The following is a 15,364-nucleotide window of genomic DNA, read 5'->3' on the forward strand; positions in this document are numbered from 1 at the left end:
CCGAACAAGATATTAAAGATCACTATAAAGCTACACTACAACTAACAATAGAGGTCGTCACGATGGCAGAATCCGTCACTAATAAATTCACAGATAAGCTTCAATTGCTTTTGGTTGAAGACGACCTCGATTTAGCCACTGCGGTTATTGATTACCTCGATTTAGAAGATATCCAGTGCGATCATGCAGCGAATGGTTTAGCTGGACTCAACCTCATCGAAGCAAACCGATATGACGCGGTAATTCTCGATCTCAATTTGCCTAAAATGAACGGCTTGCAGGTATGTGAGAATCTCAGAGCGCAGGGCATTGATACACCCGTTTTGATGCTCACTGCACGTGATACGCTTGATGATAAGCTGACAGGCTTTTCAAAAGGGGCCGATGATTACCTGGTGAAACCTTTTGCAATGGAAGAGTTGATTGTTCGAGTGCAAGTGTTGGCGAAGCGACGCAGTGGTCAGGTTCGCCGCTTGTCGGTAAGCGATTTGGAAATCGATCTCAAACAGCATCAAGCCTATCGCGATAATTCTCCCCTAAAACTTTCACCTACAGCTCTGAAAATATTAGAAATCCTGATGCGCTCTAGCCCTAACCCTGTTTCTCGCGAGACCATCATGCAGGGCGTGTGGGGTGACGATCAACCAGACAGTAACAGCTTGAAAGTGCATATCTTCAACCTGCGTAAACAAGTGGATGCGGATCAAGACAATAAGCTGCTGCATACTATAGCGGGTAAAGGGTTTGCGATTAAGGAGTTACGACAAGCATGAAGATCAGACCTAGTTTAAGGATCTACGTTTTATTGGCGATTCTGGTCACTGGTGTGACGATGATTCTGGTTCTATCTGCATTGAGCGTAAACTACTTTGTCTCGGGTTTGGATATCGCGATGCGTGGCTCTATGATTGCCCAAGCTCAGCAAGATGCGGTGAAGGCGGGCAAGCCTATGACCAATCAAGAATTTACGGTGGCGACCCAATGGAGCGACTTGCCACAAAGTATTCAGAACAACCTCAACCAGAACGAACTGCAATTCAACCGCATGACCAAAATAATCATTGGTAAATCTATATTCTCACCTCCCGAGAAAGGCTATTTCGCCATGAAGGTGATGAAAGGTAATGAGGTTCGTTATGTATCTGCGGTGTTTGCTCAAAAACATGACCCTTTCATTAATGATGAAGGGCTTCCGCACTTTATCACGATTCTTTTGACCGCACTGGGTGCGATTGTATTGTTTTTCGTTATTTTGGTTTTGGTGTTACGTAAGGTGGCATCGCCTGTTGAGCAGCTAAAGAACTGGGCCAAATCGCTAGATAAAGATAATCTCAATGAACCGACACCTGATTTTCACTTCAGTGAACTGAACACCTTGGCTAACATCATTCGTGATAGTTTGAGTTCGGTTCAAAACAGCTTAGAACGAGAGCAGAAATTTTTGGGTTACGCGAGCCACGAATTACGTACTCCTATTGCGGTCACAAGAACAAATAGTGAACTGCTAGAGAAGCTGATTCAAAAGGGTAAGAGCCCAGAAAAGCAGCTTGAAGTCATAGATCGAATCAAGCGCGCGGGTTTCACCATGACAGACCTGACAGAAACCTTGTTGTGGCTTACCCGACAACAAGACAAAGATCTGCCTCTGGAAAACGTACATCTCGGCGAACTGCTGCAACAAATAAACCACGATTTAAGCTATCTATTGAATGGCAAAGCCGTGGCTGTGAACCTTGAAAGCGACGATACACAATGCCAGTTGCCAGTCGGACTCACTCGAATTGTGCTGACCAATTTGATTCGCAATGCTTTCCAACACACAGGGAGCGGTACTGTGGGCATCGTTCAGGTAGACTCGAAAGTCACCATTGTTAATCACAATACTGACGGCACGATAGAAGACAATCATTTGGGCTTTGGTCTAGGGTTAGAGCTTACCGAAAAGCTGCTCGTGCAATATCAATGGCAGTACCATAACCAAGAGCTGGCTGGTGGTCGTGAAGTGTGGGTGGATTTCTCGTAATGCACTGGCTCGATCGTTGGAAGGTGTATCGCTATCATCGAAAGCAGACTAACCGCTCGAATGGCGACAAGGCTAAAGCTTTAGGTTGGACTAGCGAAGAGAGCCAGTTGTGTCGCTTTGAAGTGATCGCTCGTGCGGCGGACTTCGAAAATAAGAGTGTGTTAGATTTGGGTTGCGGCTATGGCGAGCTGTTTGAGCTGCTCGACAGTATCTACCGTATTCGCTATTACACTGGTGTTGACCAACACGCAGGCTTTCTTAAGAAGGCGAAGCAAAACTATACAGAAGATCGTTGTCGGTTTTTGTCGGGTGATATGAGTAAAATGAACCTTGAGGCGCACGACATTGTCATCGCGAGTGGTTCACTGAACTATATCTCTCGTGATTCTGATTACCTAACAAATATGATCACTCGTATGTTTGAATTAGCGAATCAGACGGTGATTTTTAATCTTCTCAACTCAAGCCAATATCCTTCACGTAATACCTTGATGAGTTATCACCCTCAGGGCGTGTATCGCTTCTGTAAAACGCTTTGTGAGGATGTTTCTTTAATAGAAGGTTACGCAGAAGGGGATTTCACGATAGTGATGAACAAAGTCTGCCTCTAAACTCAAACTCAAACCTAAGCCAGAGCGAAGCGATGGTGTGGAAAGAATAAAAAAAGCCGCAGGCCTCGAAAGGTGTGCGGCTTTTTAGGTTCTTAGATTAACCTCGGCTAGGTATGTTGCTAGTTCTTCTGCGGCTGGTTTTTAATGAGTCCGTAAGGGATGTTAGTAAACACTTTAGGGTTGCCCTCATAAGTCGGCGCTTCATTCACTTGCTGCCAATCGAGTAGCATGATTGCTAGCACGTTGCGGTGTTCACCGTACTCAAGGTCAAAATCGCCAGTAATTGAAGGGATCATGCCTTGTTTCTCATCGATTGAAGCTTGAATCGCGAGTCGAGTTTTCTCTACAACTGGGTCATCTTCTAAACCTGCCAACAAGAAGGTTAATCCAACCTCAGCAATCACATCTTCTTTCGCACGCAGCAGAATCGTATCGATGTTTTCTCTGAAGTAATCGTAGATCCATTGATGATCTTGTTCGCGGACTTGATGTTGGTAATATTCTGAGTCGCCAAAGATGACGTGTGTCATACCATAGATCTTATTACCGTATTGCTGGCTTGAAAGCTTTCTGTCTTTATCGTTTGGGTATGCTTTTTTGAAGGTATCGACGAACTCATCAACGACATCTTGTTCACCCAGTTGGCGCAACCAGTAAACCTGATTCGCTAATTGAGCAGCCCACGCTTTCACCATGTCTTCATTGGTCACGTATCGTGAGAAGTCATAGCGACGAATGATTTCGCGTAGCTTGGCATCGTTCTTGTGTTCTAAACCGTATTCGTTAGCACGAGCCATAGAGCCTAGAAGGTCAACACCAAGGTAAAGGTATTCAGGCATGTGCTTGGTGATGTTGTAGCGTCGAATACTGCGCTCATCGTTATCACCAATATAAGATGCAACTCGCTTCTCTGAGTAGAGTACGATTTGTTCCATGGTTTGAACGTCATTCGACAGGGTACTGAGCTTGCTTGCTACTCGAGCCATGTCACTCCAAACTGCCGCCGAATACTTATCGTCTAATGTTTGACGATACATGCGCAGCCCGTAGTGACCTTCTTTGAATGCAGGCAGGGTGTAAAGCTGGCTTTCGTAGGTGGTGCGAATTAGGTCTGCAGATTGCTTGAAAGATTGTTCTTGAGAATTGAGCGAATCTGCTTGGGATTGAACGTTCACTGCGGTTGGCGCTTGAACGTTTTCTTGTGCGTGAACGGCAACCGAGGCTGATAGCAATGTACACAGTGTGATAGTTTTTAACTTCATGTCGTGAGGTACCAAGCTGATTATTAGTCTATGTAAAATAACATTGATGAATCCTTCAATGTAAGCGTTGAGTCAATACAATGTAAGCTTTATAAGGTTCACTAACCCTTTTTGATTAAACCATTCGTTTAGTAAAGAATTTTGAAGTGATGGATCACTCAATATTTGATAGATAGTCGACGTTAGTATGGATTTTTAATGACTTAGCGGCATACTGGAGCAATAAGCCAGAAATGAGCCGTTATAAGGCAGTATATAGAACAATAGTGTTAGAGGTTCGTAAATGCCAAGTGGTTCTAGCAAGCAGTGGTCTGCCAGAGTAGTAGCTTTTCTTTTTTTCCTTGCGATAGTAAGCGCAATTGAGTTCTTTCATGCCAAGCAATTAACTTTTCTTAAAAACGAATCGTATTCACAGGCAAAAAAGCAACTATCCATTATTCGTTCTCGGATTGAAGCCGCGATCGTGTCAGATATGTATATCCTCAATAATTTCTCGACCTTAGTGACCATCAACCCCGATGGTGAGGTGAAAAATTGGGATAAGATTGCTGAGAATATCATTCAAGATGGCTTCCATATTCGACTTATCGGACTCGCCAAAGACGACATTCTAAATTTTGTTTACCCGCTGGAAGGTAATGAGCAGATTCTCGGTATTAATTATCGTGATCACCCAAATCAATGGGAGTCTGTTGAGATAGCCCGTAATCTTGGCAACACCTTTATTGCTGGTCCCTTTGAGTTGTTTCAAGGTGGGCAAGCCCTCATTACGCGTACTCCGATCTTCCGAGATCCGCCTTTTAATCAAGATTATTGGGGTGTCTCCAGTGCTGTTATCGGTTTAGATGAGCTGTTTGAAGATGTTGGAATCGGCAAGATCGAGAAAAAGTATGAATTAGCAATTCGTGGTGCAAACAGTTCAGGGAAAGATGGCGCTGTCTTTTATGGTACTCAGGATGTGTTTGATAATGCGTTTGCCACTGAACAGGTGAGTTTTCCATACGGGGGTTGGTACCTTGCTCTCTCCGGTAACGAACATGTATTGATGGATGAGCCTTGGTATCGAATCCAAGCGGTAAGGCTGGTAGGCTACTCCATTATATTAGTGTTGGCGTTTGCCTTCTTTACTATTTATCGTCTGTACCGGATTGCAGATAGCCGCTCTATGCATGATGAGCTAACGATGTTACCGAATCGTCGATACTTCATGTATAGCCTCAAACAGGCCTTCAAAACCACTCAAAAACAGAGAGCGAGAACCTTTGCCGTTGTAAATATCGACCTCGATGGGTTTAAAGCAATCAACGACACTTATGGTCACGCGGCAGGCGATCAGGTATTGATTGAGTGTGCTAACCGCATAAGAAGTGAGCTGCGTGTTTCAGATATCGTTGCAAGGATAGGCGGTGATGAGTTCTTGGTCTTGTTGCCGCGCATCATCGATGATCAACACGTATCTTCAATCGTGACTAAACTACGAAAGGCGATATGCTCGGCGCCAGTTGTGTACGAAGCGCACTCTATTTATCTCAGAATCAGTGTGGGTTGGGTTATTCACAATAGTAACTACAATGATGTCGATGCGCTCTTGAAAGCCGCTGATGAAAAAATGTACGAACAGAAGCGACAAGTTATCTAGGTTGAATTTTAGCTGCGATTAGAATTTAGTTGCTGAATGGGGGGAAAAGCCTCAGAATACCGCGCTTTGCTCCGTATCAATGTATTTGATGAGCAAAAGCTGAAGCAACGCACTTTTTAACGTGTTGCTCATACTAAATGTTATTCAACTGAGAAAATAATCTATGAGTTTTACCTCCCTTGGCCTTTCTGAACCGATCCTTAAAGCTATTGAAGCACAAGGTTACGATAAGCCATCACCAATACAAGAGAAAGCCGTGCCAGCTGTCCTAACGGGCAAAGATGTTATGGCCGCTGCTCAAACAGGTACAGGTAAAACTGCAGGCTTCACGCTACCTATTCTTGAAATGTTATCGAAAGGTACTCGCGTACGTCAGAACCAAGTTCGTGCGCTCGTGCTAACGCCAACTCGTGAGCTTGCTGCGCAAGTGAATGGCAGCGTAGTGAAGTACGGTATTAACTTACCGCTGACTTCGACGGTAGTGTTTGGTGGTGTGAAGATTAACCCTCAGATGCAAAAACTGCGTAAAGGTAGTGACGTGTTGGTGGCAACACCTGGTCGTCTACTTGACCTATACAACCAAAATGCAGTGCGTTTTGACCAACTAGAAATCCTAGTGCTAGATGAAGCGGACCGCATGCTAGACATGGGTTTCATCCGCGATATTCGTAAGATCTTAGCTTTCTTGCCTAAGAAGCGTCAGAACCTACTGTTCTCAGCGACGTTCTCTGATGATATCCGCAGCTTAGCGAAAGGCTTGGTGAACAATCCTGTTGAGATTTCAGTAAGCCCTGCAAACTCAACGGCAAAAACGGTTGAGCAAAGCATCTACCCAGTAGACAAAAAGAAAAAGAGCGCAATGCTAGCGAAGCTAATCAAAGATAACGATTGGCAACAAGTGTTGGTGTTCAGCAAGACGAAACACGGTGCGAACAAGCTTGCTCGCTTCCTTGAAGAGCAAGACATCACTGCTGCACCTATCCATGGTAACAAGAGCCAAGGTGCACGTACTAAAGCCTTAGAGAACTTCAAAACAGGTAAGGTACGAGTACTTGTTGCAACTGATATCGCCGCTCGTGGTATCGATATCCCGCAACTGCCTCAAGTAGTTAACTTCGATCTTCCTCATGTATCAGAAGACTATGTACACCGTATCGGTCGTACTGGCCGTGCAGGTGAAGTAGGTAAAGCGATTTCATTGGTTTGTGCTGATGAAGTGGGTGAGCTGTTCGGTATTGAACGCCTGATTCAACAAGTGCTAGAGCGTCGTGAACTGGAAGGTTTCTCTCCAGTAAATAAGTTACCTGAGTCTCGGTTGGATTCACGTCCAATCAAGCCTAAGAAACCGAAGAAAGCAAAACAGCCACGTGAACATGCTGATGGTCAACGCTCTGGTGATAACGCTCGCGGGCACAAGCCAGCAGGTAAGAACAAGCGTCATGTAGCTGGTAATGGTTCGGCTCCAAAGCGTAAGCCGACATCTGGTAAGAAACCTGCTGAAAACAACTCAGCTGCGACAACTGAAGATAAATCAGTAAGAAACAACGGCAGCAACTTTAAACGCGGTAGTGCGGGCAATAAACCTGCTGCAAATAACGCAGGTGCTCAGAACACTCTGAGCAAACCAAGCGGTGCGGGTAAATCTAACGGTACTGGTAAGCCAAACAACGCGGGTAAACCTGCAGGCAAACCTAAGAAGTCTGGTTACGGCGGTAGCTACGGCCCAAGCAAGTCGTCAAATAAGCCGACAAGCAACAAACCTTCTACAAACAAACCGTCTCGAAGCCGTTCTAAGCCAGCTCCTCAGAAGTAATCTTTTCTGAGATATTGAAAGAGCAACGAACATGAGTCGCTTTATAAAAAGGCGTCTCGTGGGTTAAGTTCTTTCTGTCATAGAAATCGAATAAGCGCGAATATTGAATCTCAATGTTCGCGTTTTTTTATGGGCGTTGTTTAGGGTGTTGTTTATGTTGAGTAACCGTATAGCTTGAGTAAGCTAGGGGAGGTTTATTGCTGTTTAAAGTGATTGAATCTAAGGGAAATATGACATTTTTGGGAAGGGTAATGAATCTTTAATTATTCATTAATAATAACATAATCACTAGCGTTTTTGTTGGATTTTGCAATTTGCAATTCCAGTTTGCAAAACAAACAAGGATATCCGGCCAATACGTGTCCAGATGCGTAGTAAATACGTGTTTTAAAAGTTGGCACGCATGCTGCATTAGTAATGGTGACCCTTCTTAAGCCGAGGGTCACCTAGCCAACTGACGTTGTTAGTGAACCTTTTTTGTTCACACAAAATATATGACCAATCACCCTTATTGTGATTGGTTTTTTTTTGCCTGAAATTTAGGTTCTATTTTTTGTTATTACTTTTTTACTCACCACACTTAGAGTAACAGCTTGGTTGGCGTGGGCATTCTCCACCTCTGGAGCAGATAAGCCTCGCCTCTGTCTCAATCCCACGTTCAATCCAATTTATATTTAGAATCTTGGCTATTGTCGTGAGATCTTTTTTGATGTTACGCGGAATTGCCACAGAGCCACCATTGTTAACGCATGACGCTTTAAGCTGCTCTGCTATGTCTCTTGAATTACCGCCTTGAGCATCAATCGCAGGGTTGAGATCTATACCAGCACACAACACACGATTGTTACCCGCAGGATCCGTCATATTGATGGATTCACAGCAGTAGATTCTTGGCTCATCACCCACGTTCAAAATGGAGATTTGAGCCGAGCTTCCCGCTCGAGGTTCTGATAATCGACGGAACACAGCCCAATGTTGACATGGGTCAGCGACCGTTCTCATATTTCCCCAAGGTAGCGGAATCCCGTTCCCGCGATATACCGCCTTGAGTTTCCCCGGCCCATAAGCATCAAAGTAGTGCCAGTGAGGGTAGGGCGATACTACAGTCATTCGACGCATCGCAACAGAGGGGGAAACCCCTGCTCTTTTGTGAACGTCGATTTCGTAACCAGTGCGGTCAAGTAGCTGCCTAAACGGGACTTTCGGGCACAGAAGTGCGCCAGCAAAGAAGCTGGATTCAAAGTCTCGCCATGCTTGAAGAATATCTTGGGAGTTGAGCTGTGAAGAGCCTGATACCTGGTTGTCGTCCCACGTGTTGTTGTTACCGACCGACAACACACTCTTTAGGCCTTCTTTGCTGTGCAGAATGCAATGACCGATATAAACCGAAAGGTCGTATTTCAGACGAGTTGGATACTCTTTAAGAATCTCGTTTAAGAAGATAGTACCGGGAGGCTCAAAGAAGGAGGTCACTAACTGCTTAGCGTTAATTCCGAGCTCATCGACGACGTCTTGCGGCGTGCGCGTCACCCAGCGGATGTTGATTCCTAGGCTTCTAGCGATGTCTATCAGGTCTTCTACGCTGAGGTTAAGACGTTTTAAGCCTACCTCTTCCGCAGCGCGCTCAAGGTCAGGGAAGTGGTTCTGGTTGCTCTCTTGGTGTGCTCGAATCAAGAGGTGCGCAAACTGGCGGCCTGAAATGCCCGTTTGTGACAGCATCTCAGGAATCGCAATTTGCAGGATGTCGTTTGAGAATAGGAAGCTCGGCTCGAGCGCCATGCCACTTATCCCACCGCGATTCCCCTTATCAGGAGCAATGGCTTGTTGTTCAGATTCGTCGTCGAGGAACCACGTCGGATTCTTCTGAAAGACCTGTGCAATCACTTCCAGCATATCGATGCTCGGAACCCGCTTTCCACGTTCAATCATTGAAAGGTAAGAAACGGAAGGAGCACATTCTGGGTCGATTCTAATACAACGCGCAGACAGGTCTTCCATCGTTAAATGGTTACGTTTTCTTAGGTTACGTATTTTCGTACCTAGGAAATGTGACTGACGAACTAAACTTTTTGACAAGGCCATATTTGTAAAATTCACATTGTAAAATTTTTGTTGTGAAATTGTATGTAAAAAAGCGCTAATCTACAAACTAAGCAATTCACAAAATGACAAATAAATTAAACGTTAGTTTGGAATAATTGCTCTAGGACACATTTTTGCTGTAGAAATCGGTGGTTATCACCGGACTGGTCAAGAGGGAAAGACTATGAATATGCTTACATTCGATAAAACAGAAATCCAAAAACAATCAAAGCCATTTATCGCTGAAGCTGTCTTTGCCGTGGAGACAATCAATGCTAATCAGCAAACTGAAAAGCAAGTGAAAGCAAAGCAGCTGCTTGATCGACTATTCCCACTAGAGAATGGCTCACATCAAGACGTAACCAGCTACGTAGTCGATTACCGCCATATTATGGCTTACTTTAAAGACGGTCAGCACAGCGGTCTGAAGCACCCTAAGCAGTTTGTAGCGTACATGGGTGAAAAGAACGACCCAGACTCTATCTTGTTTCGAGATGGCAGTGGCAGCCACCTAGAGGTGATGTTTGGTTGCCACAAAGGGACAGGTTGTATTGAGCTAGTAGAAATTGATGATATTCAGTTGGAATCATGCACCACGTTTGGCCAATCACCAATGGAAGCAACAACCACAATGCGTGAAGAGACCATTGCAGCGATGCGCCACTGGATCAGTTTGATTCAAGGTGACGCAAAGGGTAAACCAAAGGCATGCAGTGAAGATAAAGAGTTCAGAGCAAAGAGTGGTGAAGACTACTGCTTGAATTATTGCTTCCAGATCTAACGGTGAATCCTAGTTAGCTAAAGTAATTTATACAACTAAAGAAAAAGCCCCGAAGATAATGTCTTTGGGGCTTTCTAGTCTCAATACGAGCCGACTAATATGTCGATAAGAGCATTGTTGGTGTGTTTTACAAAGGCATGACTCGGTTACGGCCAAGTGATTTCGCTTCATAAAGTAGCTTATCAGCACGTTCAATCAGCGATTGAGCTGATTCGCCGGGTTCAAGTTCAGCGACACCAAACGATGCAGTGATACTGCCGACTTGTTGACCACTGCGGCGATCTTTAATCGACAGCTTTTCTAGAGAGCGACGATTGGTATCAGCGAGTTGACGAGCAATACGCAAAGACTTGTTAGGCACAATCAGCGCGAACTCTTCACCACCAAATCGATAGGCAGAAATACCTTCACGGCAACTTAACTTCAGCTTGCGAGCGATCGCTTTAAGCACCATATCGCCAAACAAGTGGCCATAGGTGTCGTTGAAATTTTTAAAGTGGTCGATATCGAGAAGAATCAGACACAAAGATTGTTGTGCTTCACACAGGGTTTCTATGTCACGGTCGAAAGAGCGACGGTTATAGAGTGTGGTTGTACTATCGAAAAGCGCATCTTTCTGAACTTCTACTAACTGGGTTTTTAGCTTGGTGATCTCTGAGGTTGCAGAGTTTAGCTGAGAGTTTAAAAACTGAGTAGAGTGACGAATATGACGGGATTCAGACACCAGCTGTCGAACTAAGGACATGACTTCATCAATAGATAGGCTTTCATTATCAACACGAGCCAAGTCCTCGAAGCTTTTATCGATCATGTCAGAAAAAGCGGAGGTGTCGGTCAGGGTGTCATTCATTGAATTGGAAACTTCAGAAACTAACAGTTCCAAATTAGCGCGAAGGTCATTGATATTGGTTTCGGATTTGCTGGCAACATAATTGTTGTATAGCTGCTCACCAACGGCAGGAGGACAAATACCGTAGTGTTCTAAAACACCATCCATGTCTTGAGTCAGCTGGGGAATAGCGTTATCGACATAGGTGTACCAAAGTGCGTAATTTGCAGGTGTCGTTGACACCCTGTTCTTCATCATAAGAGGCACCGCTTTTTTTAGATTTGCGGTGGATTTCTGAAATTCGTCTTTGTTCATTATTTTTACTGCAGATACCAAAACAACTAAGCCACTTGCGAACAAGGTTAGCGGATTTCGAAGGTCTTTGCTTTAAAAATTATATAATTAGTGGATGAGGATTGGATAAATAACTCATTTTTATTATGAATATCGATTGCGTATTCATAAGTACAATCTAATGGATTGTTCTTTAACCATATTTGGGCTTATCAAACTTTCGGCGTAGCGTGAGTTAGTATCAAAAGATTGCTGAGAAATGAGTGTTGTTGTCTCTGGAAGTGCATACAAAAAGTGAAGTTATTTGGGCGTCGAGCTTTAACTGAGAGTGGTTAGATTGGGAGGCTTGGCTGGTGATTTGTATTTGTTCAGAGTTAACGGGTGAAGCTTGCATCAAGAGGGGAAATGTTTATGAGCAGGCATAAAAAAGCGCCGATAAAAATCAGCGCTTTAAAATTCTTTTTAGCTATAAGAGCTAATTATTGAGCAACAACGTTTGCTGCTTGTAGGCCTTTTTGACCGTTTTCAACTTCGAAAGAAACCTTTTGGCCTTCTTTCAGAGTTTTGAAGCCTTCAGAAACGATTGCACGGAAGTGTACGAATACGTCAGCGCCGCCGTTGTCTTGAGAAATGAAGCCGAAACCTTTCTCTTCGTTAAACCATTTTACAGTGCCAGTATTTGTGTTAGACATAATTTGTCCCTTATTCATAAATTTTCTAAGTTGTTGATTGCATTTAATGCAATGCGCTGATAATTGAATTATTTAATATTGCTAAGAAATAAGGAAAAACTACTTACAAAAACGGGTAACGATTTTACATGTCAATTTTTTACTATTCATCTAACTTAAATAACTCCGGCTAACAGAGCGAGAGCATCTTAACACAGTCTTTTGAGATGTACACGCATTGCTTAAGAAATTTGTGCTTTTTTTGTCATACCGTGCGAATGTACAAGATTTACACTGATTTAGTGATAGTTTTGTCGCTTCGTCCAACACAACAAAAGGAAGCATCTCAGCTTCCTTTTGATCATTAGTATAGACGATATTAACGCTTAAAGTTGATATCTTCAGTTTGATCTAAATTTATTTTTGTTTTCGCTGGTTGAGTCTCTGCAATCACCTTACCGTGGCGTATTGAGTACTGCACTGGTACTTGGCGGCGTACTGCATCAAAGCCATTGTCAGCAGGAAGAATCAGCAAGCTACCTGGCTTACCTTCTTCGATACCGAAGTTGTCTTGAATGTTCAATGTGCGAGCAGAGTTCTTGCTGATCAAATCAAGTGAGTTGTTGATTTGGTCGTAGCCCATAACCTGTGTTACATGCAGTCCCATGTGCAGAACTTGAAGCATGTTCGCTGTGCCCAGTGGGTACCATGGGTCAAACACATCATCGTGGCCAAAACAAACGTTGATGTCTGCTGCTAGCATCTCTTTAACGCGCGTTACACCGCGGCGTTTCGGGTAATCGTCGAAACGGCCCTGTAAGTGAATGTTCACTAGCGGGTTTGCCACGAAGTTGATACCTGACATCTTCAATAGACGGAACAGGCGAGATGTGTAAGCACCGTTGTACGAACCCATTGCAGTGGTGTGGCTAGCAGTTACTTTCTCGCCCATTTCAAACTTATGAGCAAGGGCTGCTAATGTTTCCACAAAGCGAGACTGTTCGTCGTCGATTTCATCACAGTGAACGTCGATTAGACAGTCGTACTTGCGTGCAAGCTCGAACACATAATGCAAAGATTCAACCCCGTATTCACGAGTGAATTCGAAGTGAGGGATAGCACCGATAACGTCAGCGCCGATCTTCACTGCTTCTTCAAGCAACTCTTTGCCGTTAGGGTATGAAAGAATACCTTCTTGAGGGAATGCAACGATCTGGATGTCGACCCACTCTTTCATCTCTTCACGAACTTCAACCATCGCTCTTAACGCAACGAGTGTTGGGTCAGACACATCAACGTGTGTACGAACGTGTTGAACACCGTTAGCTATCTGCCATTTCAGTGTTTGCTTGGCACGAGACTTTACGTCTTCGATTGATAGCAGTTCTTTGCGCTCAGCCCAACGCTCAATACCTTCAAACAAAGTGCCAGAGATGTTCCAGTTAGGCTCACCAGCAGTTTGAGTAGTATCTAGGTGGATGTGCGGTTCACAGAAAGGAGTAACTGCAATGCCACCTTCAGCATCAAGGATGTCGCCTTGATGATTGATTTGCGCGCCATTATCGAGAATGCGAGAAAATTGACCATTTTCAATCAGAATCTGTTTCAAGCCTTCTTGGTCTTGAAGTTTCGCGTTCTTGATTAATAAGGTTGTCATAGTGTGTCCTTAAGCGGCCTGAGATTTCAGAGCTTTTTTGTTCAATAGAGGATTAAGCACGAGGTAACTGATTGCACCACCTAACACTGCGTTCAAAGGAACAACGCCAGGTAGGAAGTGACCAGCGGCTACGCCTGTTGCTACCGCGATAATGCCAGCCCAGTTAACGGTTTGGAACTCTGCATTTGCAAAATCTTTGTAACGTTTACGGTTCGCGAAGAAGTCGGCGATGATTACGCCACCAATTGGTGGAATCGCCAGCGAAAGGAAGGTTAACCAACCAACGAAGTTGTTGTATAACCAAAGTGCGAAAATCGTACCGATAATGCCGTTAATGATAGACATTGTAGTACTTGAGCGACCAGTGATGTTAGATAAACCCAAACCGGATGCATAAAGTGCATTTTCATTGGTTGTCCAGATATTCAAGCCAAGCACGATGATGGCTGGAAGCAGCAGACCTTGCGCGATCATCACATCTGAAATATCAGCCTGACCGGTTGCTGCTGCTCCTGCTGCGCCGAAGATAAACATCAGCGAGTTACCGATGAAGAACGCAACCATAGTAATTAATACTGCGCTTGCTGGCTTTTTACCAAAGCGAACGAAATCGGCCGTTAACGTACCCGCACTTACGAACGAACCTACAACCATTGCAAGAGCCATTGAAAAGTCCATTGGCGTCTCTGGTTTAATAAGTTGCAATTGCTCTAGTCCACCAACACTGTCTACCGCAGTCAGTACTGAGTAACCACCCAGAATCGCAATCGCAGGCACTGCAATCGCTGAAAGCACCATTAGCGCTTGAATGCCGAAGTACACTGTACCCGTCATCAATAAGCCAGATACGATAATCAAGGTGTTGGTATCAATGCCCGTTGCTTTTTGTACTGGAATAGCAAACATCGCAACACCCACACCAAACCAACCGACTTGTGTACCACCAAGTAAAGCAGAAGGAAGCCATGAGCCTTTAGTACCGAAAGAGAAACGAGCAAGGAGGTGGGTAGAGAGGCCAGTAGATGAGCCGATGTAGCCAAGAAAAGAAGTGTAAATACCGAGGATTAGGTTACCGATGAGAACGGCGAGGAAGAAATCGTTGAATGAAAGACCTGTCCCGAGTGAACCACCTGTCCACATACTTGCAGAGAAGAAAGTGAGTCCAAGCATTACCATGGTGAGTGAAGCGACTCCTTTCCTAGCCGATGTAGGAACCGGCCCTAGACTGTAGTTATTATCAGCAGCCATTTTTTACCTCCGCAAATGATCAAAATTAAAATTAACGGTCGCCGTATTGCAGGCAAACTTGCGCATTATGGTGATATAAATCACATAGTCAATGCTAATTTTGTCAATAATTGCCCATAAAAACCAGTTATTGCAGTAATTATCTTGTAAAACATAGGGTTATTTTCTGTCTTTATTTAAAAAAAACAAATAGAAAACGTTTTCTATAATGCGTTGGTTATCTGCTGTTCTTGGTTGGCTATGAATGCTTATTATTATACGTCTGAATGGGTGTCTGTATCGAAAAAGAGGGCGGTTGGCCAAACTGCAGGCAAAAAAATAGCCAATCGCAATAATCGCAATTGGCCTATATATTTTGTGAACAAGAATAGGTTCACTAACAACGTCAGTTGGCTAGGTGACCCTCGGCTTAAGAAGGGTCAATATATACATTGCAGTTAGTGTGCCAACTTTT

Annotated in this window: 12 protein-coding genes; 6 read left to right on the forward strand and 6 right to left on the reverse strand. The window is 44.1% G+C overall.

Translation table 11 applies throughout. The features are described 5' to 3' along the window. Window positions 1–62: 62 nt before the first annotated feature. The 3 genes from AB4507_RS06300 to AB4507_RS06310 are packed head-to-tail and all read left to right on the forward strand — an operon-like array spanning window position 63 to window position 2,634. Window positions 63–773, forward strand: a complete 711-nt coding sequence (locus tag AB4507_RS06300; RefSeq protein WP_372182408.1) for a response regulator transcription factor — start codon at window positions 63–65, stop codon at window positions 771–773. Continuing rightward, the gene (locus tag AB4507_RS06305) at window positions 770–2,023 is read left to right on the forward strand and encodes a sensor histidine kinase (RefSeq protein ID WP_372182410.1); all 1,254 of its coding nucleotides are present in this window, start codon (window positions 770–772) and stop codon (window positions 2,021–2,023) included. Before AB4507_RS06300 ends, AB4507_RS06305 begins: the two co-directional genes overlap by 4 nt. Then, window positions 2,023–2,634: a class I SAM-dependent methyltransferase gene (locus AB4507_RS06310; RefSeq protein WP_372182411.1), complete on the forward strand. Its 612-nt coding sequence runs from the start codon at window positions 2,023–2,025 to the stop codon at window positions 2,632–2,634. The genes AB4507_RS06305 and AB4507_RS06310 overlap by 1 nt, the downstream gene beginning before the upstream one ends. Before the next feature lie 119 nt (window positions 2,635–2,753). Here the strand turns inward: AB4507_RS06310 and AB4507_RS06315 are convergent, their stop codons facing one another. Beyond that, window positions 2,754–3,896, reverse strand: coding sequence for a DUF3541 domain-containing protein (locus tag AB4507_RS06315; RefSeq protein ID WP_372182412.1), 1,143 nt, complete (start codon window positions 3,894–3,896; stop codon window positions 2,754–2,756). A 283-nt stretch (window positions 3,897–4,179) separates the two neighbouring features. On the opposite strand from AB4507_RS06315, the gene AB4507_RS06320 reads away from it, so the two are divergent. Both AB4507_RS06320 and AB4507_RS06325 read left to right on the forward strand, forming a co-directional pair. Then, a complete protein-coding gene (locus tag AB4507_RS06320; RefSeq protein ID WP_372182414.1) occupies window positions 4,180–5,535 on the forward strand; it encodes a diguanylate cyclase in 1,356 nt (451 codons plus the stop codon). A gap of 163 nt (window positions 5,536–5,698) precedes the next feature. Next, on the forward strand, window positions 5,699–7,348 hold the full coding sequence (locus AB4507_RS06325; protein ID WP_017060608.1) for a DEAD/DEAH box helicase: 1,650 nt from the start codon (window positions 5,699–5,701) through the stop codon (window positions 7,346–7,348). A gap of 567 nt (window positions 7,349–7,915) precedes the next feature. Here the strand turns inward: AB4507_RS06325 and AB4507_RS06330 are convergent. Further along, window positions 7,916–9,445, reverse strand: coding sequence for a DUF3612 domain-containing protein (locus tag AB4507_RS06330; RefSeq protein WP_081090203.1), 1,530 nt, complete (start codon window positions 9,443–9,445; stop codon window positions 7,916–7,918). A gap of 169 nt (window positions 9,446–9,614) precedes the next feature. On the opposite strand from AB4507_RS06330, the gene AB4507_RS06335 reads away from it, so the two are divergent. Beyond that, the gene (locus AB4507_RS06335; protein WP_017060610.1) at window positions 9,615–10,211 is read left to right on the forward strand and encodes a malate synthase; all 597 of its coding nucleotides are present in this window, start codon (window positions 9,615–9,617) and stop codon (window positions 10,209–10,211) included. Between the two features lie 127 nt (window positions 10,212–10,338). On the opposite strand, the gene AB4507_RS06340 is transcribed toward AB4507_RS06335, so the two are convergent. From AB4507_RS06340 to codB, 4 genes are all read right to left on the reverse strand, one after another. Then, window positions 10,339–11,355 (reverse strand): GGDEF domain-containing protein, encoded by a 1,017-nt coding sequence (locus tag AB4507_RS06340; RefSeq protein ID WP_017060611.1) that lies wholly within the window; start codon window positions 11,353–11,355, stop codon window positions 10,339–10,341. Window positions 11,356–11,813: 458 nt separating this feature from the next. Then, a complete protein-coding gene (locus AB4507_RS06345; RefSeq protein ID WP_004740083.1) occupies window positions 11,814–12,026 on the reverse strand; it encodes a cold-shock protein in 213 nt (70 codons plus the stop codon). A 358-nt stretch (window positions 12,027–12,384) separates the two neighbouring features. After that, window positions 12,385–13,662 (reverse strand): cytosine deaminase, encoded by a 1,278-nt coding sequence (locus tag AB4507_RS06350; RefSeq protein ID WP_017068656.1) that lies wholly within the window; start codon window positions 13,660–13,662, stop codon window positions 12,385–12,387. 9 nt (window positions 13,663–13,671) lie between these two features. Then, window positions 13,672–14,910 (reverse strand): cytosine permease, encoded by a 1,239-nt coding sequence (gene codB, locus AB4507_RS06355; RefSeq protein WP_032545811.1) that lies wholly within the window; start codon window positions 14,908–14,910, stop codon window positions 13,672–13,674. Between the last annotated feature and the right edge of the window lie 454 nt (window positions 14,911–15,364).

Source organism: Vibrio sp. 10N.222.54.A3 (assembly GCF_041474095.1).
Taxonomy (GTDB): Bacteria; Pseudomonadota; Gammaproteobacteria; order Enterobacterales; family Vibrionaceae; genus Vibrio; species Vibrio crassostreae_C.

Excerpts from the sequence above, each read along its gene's own strand:
- AB4507_RS06350 (WP_017068656.1), bottom strand. The coding sequence starts at position 13,662 with ATGACAACCTTATTAATCAAGAACGCGAAACTTCAAGACCAAGAAGGC.
- AB4507_RS06340 (WP_017060611.1), bottom strand. The coding sequence starts at position 11,355 with ATGAACAAAGACGAATTTCAGAAATCCACCGCAAATCTAAAAAAAGCG.
- AB4507_RS06310 (WP_372182411.1), top strand. The coding sequence starts at position 2,023 with ATGCACTGGCTCGATCGTTGGAAGGTGTATCGCTATCATCGAAAGCAG.
- AB4507_RS06335 (WP_017060610.1), top strand. The coding sequence starts at position 9,615 with ATGAATATGCTTACATTCGATAAAACAGAAATCCAAAAACAATCAAAG.
- AB4507_RS06300 (WP_372182408.1), top strand. The coding sequence starts at position 63 with ATGGCAGAATCCGTCACTAATAAATTCACAGATAAGCTTCAATTGCTT.
- codB (WP_032545811.1), bottom strand. The coding sequence starts at position 14,910 with ATGGCTGCTGATAATAACTACAGTCTAGGGCCGGTTCCTACATCGGCT.
- AB4507_RS06345 (WP_004740083.1), bottom strand. The coding sequence starts at position 12,026 with ATGTCTAACACAAATACTGGCACTGTAAAATGGTTTAACGAAGAGAAA.
- AB4507_RS06315 (WP_372182412.1), bottom strand. The coding sequence starts at position 3,896 with ATGAAGTTAAAAACTATCACACTGTGTACATTGCTATCAGCCTCGGTT.
- AB4507_RS06305 (WP_372182410.1), top strand. The coding sequence starts at position 770 with ATGAAGATCAGACCTAGTTTAAGGATCTACGTTTTATTGGCGATTCTG.
- AB4507_RS06325 (WP_017060608.1), top strand. The coding sequence starts at position 5,699 with ATGAGTTTTACCTCCCTTGGCCTTTCTGAACCGATCCTTAAAGCTATT.
- AB4507_RS06320 (WP_372182414.1), top strand. The coding sequence starts at position 4,180 with ATGCCAAGTGGTTCTAGCAAGCAGTGGTCTGCCAGAGTAGTAGCTTTT.